Genomic DNA, 4,050 nt, shown 5'->3' with positions numbered 1-4,050 from the left:
AGGGAGTTATTTTATGTTTGAGGTATCGCTTTTAGTGAATGGTGTTGCGCGTTCTGGTTCTGTTGAGGGTCGGACGTTGTTGTCGTCATTTTTGCGGGATGAGCTGCAGCTGACGGGGACACATGTGGGGTGTGATACCTCGCAGTGCGGGGCCTGTGTTGTACATGTGGATGGCGTGGCGGTGAAGGCCTGCACGATGCTGGCGGCGGAGGCTGCGGGCTCGGAGGTTGTGACGATTGAAGGAATGGCGCATGCGGATGGCTCGCTGAGTGTCCTTCAGCAGGCGTTCCAGGATCACCACGGGCTGCAGTGCGGCTTTTGTACGCCGGGTATGGTGATGTCGGCGGCGGCGCTCCTGAAGGAGAACCCCAAGCCGAGCGAGGCGGAGGTGCGGGACTATCTGGAGGGCAATATCTGCCGCTGTACCGGGTACCACAACATCGTCAAGGCGATCATGGCGGCCTCTGGTCAGGACGTGGCCGCTGTCGCGGCGGAATGACAGCCGCATGCGCTGTGGCAGGGGTGGCCTGAAAGCCCACCCTACCTGCTGACTGCGCATGTGAGGACGAACACAACCGGAGGCTTTGGAGCGACCGGAGTGCAACCAACAGGTAAGGTGGGCCTTGGGCCACCGTTTGACAGGGAGGAATGACATGCCAAAAGATGGAGGCATCGGCGCCAGCTCAAAGCGGCGCGAGGACGTCCGGTTTTTGACCGGGGCGGGGAATTACACGGACGACATCAACATCCGGGGGCAGGCGCATGTGTTCTTTCTGCGTTCGGACGTGGCGCATGGGACGATCACATCCATCGACACCGGTGCGGCGGCAGCCATGCCGGGGGTGGTGCAGATATTTACCGGCGCGGATTTTGAAGCGGTGGGCGGTATGCCCTGCGGTTGGCAGGTGACGGACAAGCATGGTCAGCCCATGCAGGAGCCGCGCCACCCGATCCTGGCCCATGGCAAGGTGCGCCACGTGGGCGAGCCGATTGCGGCGGTGGTCGCCGAGACGCTGGAGCAGGCGCGCGATGCGGCCGAGGCCATCGCGGTGGAGATTGCCGAGCTGCCGGCGGTCGTGGACATGAAGGCGGCGGTGGTCAGTGATGACGTCAAGGTGCATGACGATCTGACCTCGAACCTCTGTTATGACTGGGGCTTTGTCGAAGAGAACAAGGCGGCCACGGATGAGGCGTTCGAGAAGGCCGCCCATGTGACCACGCTGGAGCTGGTGAACAACCGGCTGGTCGCGAACCCGATGGAGCCGCGCGTGGCGGTGGGCGATTACGCCCGCGGCACGCAGGACCACACGCTTTATACCACGTCCCAGAACCCGCATGTGATCCGCCTGCTGATGGGCGCCTTTGTGCTGGGCATACCCGAGCACAAGCTGCGGGTGGTGGCGCCGGATGTGGGCGGTGGCTTTGGCACCAAGATCTTCCACTACCAGGAAGAGGCTTTTGTGACCTTTGCGGCCAAGGCCTGCAACCGCCCGGTCAAATGGACGTCGAGCCGGTCGGAGGCCTTCATGTCGGATGCCCATGGCCGTGACCATGTGACCAAGATCGAGTTGGCGCTGGATGCAGAGAACAACTTCACCGCGCTCCGGACCGAGACCTTCGCCAATATGGGTGCCTATCTCAGCACCTTTGCGCCGTCGATCCCGACCTGGCTGCACGGCACGCTGATGGCGGGGAATTACAAGACCCCGCTGATTTATGTGAATGTGAAGGCGGTCTTTACCAACACCGTGCCGGTCGATGCCTATCGTGGCGCGGGGCGGCCCGAGGCCACGTTCCAGCTGGAGCGCGTCATCGATCAGGCGGCACGCGAGCTGGGGGTCGACCCGGTCGAGCTGCGCCGACAGAACTTCATCACCGAGTTCCCCTATGCCACGCCTGTGGCCGTCGAATATGACACCGGGGATTACCACGCCACGATGGACAAGGTGCTGGAACTGTCGGATCGCGATGGGTTTGCCGCCCGCCGCGCCGAGAGCGAGGCCCGCGGCAAGCTGCGCGGCTTCGGCATCAACTGCTTCATCGAGGCCTGCGGCATTGCGCCCAGCAACTTGGTGGGCCAGCTGGGCGCGCGCGCGGGGCTCTATGAAAGCGCCACGGTGCGGGTCAATGCCACGGGCGGTCTGGTGGTGATGACCGGCTCGCATTCTCACGGACAGGGGCATGAGACCTCCTTTGCCCAGGTGGTGGCCGACATGATCGGCATCGATGAGAATATGGTCGAGGTCGTGCATGGCGATACTGCCAATACGCCGATGGGCATGGGCACCTATGGCTCGCGCTCGATCGCGGTGGGTGGGTCTGCCATGGTGCGCGCGACCGAGAAGATCATCGCCAAGGCCAAGAAAATCGCCAGCCACCTGCTGGAGGCCTCCGAGAGCGACATCGAGCTCAAGGATGGGGCGTTCAGCGTGGCGGGCACGGATAAATCCGTGGCCTGGGGGGATGTGACCCTGGCCGCTTACGTACCGCACAACTATCCGCTCGAAGACATTGAGCCCGGGCTGGAGGAGACGGCGTTTTACGATCCGAGCAACTTCACCTACCCGGCGGGGGCCTATACCTGCGAGGTGGAGGTCGATCCGGCGACGGGCGCGGTCAGCATTGAGCGCTTTGCCTCGGCGGATGACTTTGGCAATGTGATCAACCCGATGATCGTGGAAGGCCAGGTGCATGGCGGGATCGCGCAAGGGATCGGCCAGGCGCTGCTGGAGAACTGTTCTTATGACGAGAACGGCCAGCTTCTGAGCGCGAGTTACATGGATTACGCGATGCCACGGGCGGACAACCTGCCGCAGATGGATCACTATGTGGTCGATCACTCCTGCCAGACGCCCTGCACGCACAATCCGCTGGGGGTGAAGGGCTGTGGTGAGGCCGGGGCCATCGGCTCGCCGCCCACGGTGATCAATGCGATCATCGATGCGCTGCAGTCGGGCGGTCATGACGTGGCGCATCTGGACATGCCAGCCACACCGGCGCGGGTCTGGGCGGCGATGCATGGGTAAGGCCCGGTCCGCATATGCGGCGGTCTGTCCGGGGGACAGATCGAGGGCTGAACGGGCGAAGCCCCGGTAAGCAGAGCGGGGCGGGGGGCCAGCCCCCCGGCGGCCCTCTCGGGCCGCTCCCCCCGGGATATTTGACGCCAGAAGAAGGTGAGATGTGCCTTTGGGCTGGCGGATGGAAAGGACGAAACGATGTATAATTTTGATGTGGAGATCCCCGGTACCGTAGCGGATGCAGCTGCTGCCATGGGACGTGAGGACGCGCAGGCGCTGGGGGGCGGTCAGACGCTGATCCCGACGCTGAAGCAGCGGCTGGCAAGCCCCTCTGTGCTGGTGAGCCTGAGCGGTGTGGCCGAGATGAAAGGCGTGTGCACCGGCGCGGATGGGCGGCTGTGTATTGGCGGGGCGACGACCCATGCCACGGTGGCGGCAGAAGCGGGGGCCTATCCGGGCCTCGCGGCACTGGCCAGTCACATTGGTGATCCGGCGGTGCGCAACCGCGGCACCATCGGCGGGTCGCTGGCCAACAACGACCCCTCGGCCTGTTACCCGGCCGCGGTGCTGGGCTCGGGCGCCACGGTGGTGACCAACAGCCGCGAGATCGCGGCGGACGACTATTTCCAGGGCATGTTCGACACCGCTTTGGATGAGGGTGAGATCATTACCGAGGTGCGGTTCCCGGTGCCGGAGGTGTCGAACTACCAGAAGTTCGTGCAGCCCGCCTCGCGCTTTGCGCTGGTCGGTGTCTTCGTGGCGAAGTTCGCAGAGGGCGTGCGTGTCGCCGTAACGGGGGCATCCAATGACGGTGTCTTCCGCTGGTCAGAGGCCGAAGCGGCGCTGTCGTCGGACTTCTCATCCGCCGCCCTCGACGGTCTCGCGCTCTCCGGCGCCGACATGATCAGCGACCTGCACGGCACCGGCGACTACCGCGCACATCTCACCGCCGTCATGACAAAACGCGCAACGCAAAACGCAGGGTAAAAGGCCCGCGACACAAAAAGCCCTGCCACAAAACGGCAGGGCTGAA

The 4,050-nt window shown here is 64.0% G+C and carries 3 protein-coding genes; all 3 read left to right on the top strand.

The annotated features are described in order from the left end of the window. Nucleotides 1-13: 13 nt before the first annotated feature. The gene (locus tag Q1A52_RS22820) at nt 14-499 is read left to right on the top strand and encodes a (2Fe-2S)-binding protein (RefSeq protein WP_300020161.1); all 486 of its coding nucleotides are present in this window, start codon (nt 14-16) and stop codon (nt 497-499) included. Nucleotides 500-653: 154 nt separating this feature from the next. Continuing rightward, complete coding sequence (locus tag Q1A52_RS22815; RefSeq protein ID WP_300020159.1) at nt 654-3,026, top strand: xanthine dehydrogenase family protein molybdopterin-binding subunit; 2,373 nt, start codon at nt 654-656, stop codon at nt 3,024-3,026. Nucleotides 3,027-3,215: 189 nt separating this feature from the next. Further along, nucleotides 3,216-4,004 carry a xanthine dehydrogenase family protein subunit M gene (locus Q1A52_RS22810; RefSeq protein WP_300020157.1) on the top strand — a complete coding sequence of 263 codons (789 nt, stop codon included), beginning with the start codon at nt 3,216-3,218 and terminating at the stop codon, nt 4,002-4,004. Nucleotides 4,005-4,050 lie beyond the last annotated feature (46 nt).

Source organism: uncultured Roseobacter sp., assembly GCF_947488185.1.
GTDB lineage: Bacteria > Pseudomonadota > Alphaproteobacteria > Rhodobacterales > Rhodobacteraceae > Roseobacter.
This window is presented reverse-complemented; position numbering and strand designations above follow the sequence as displayed.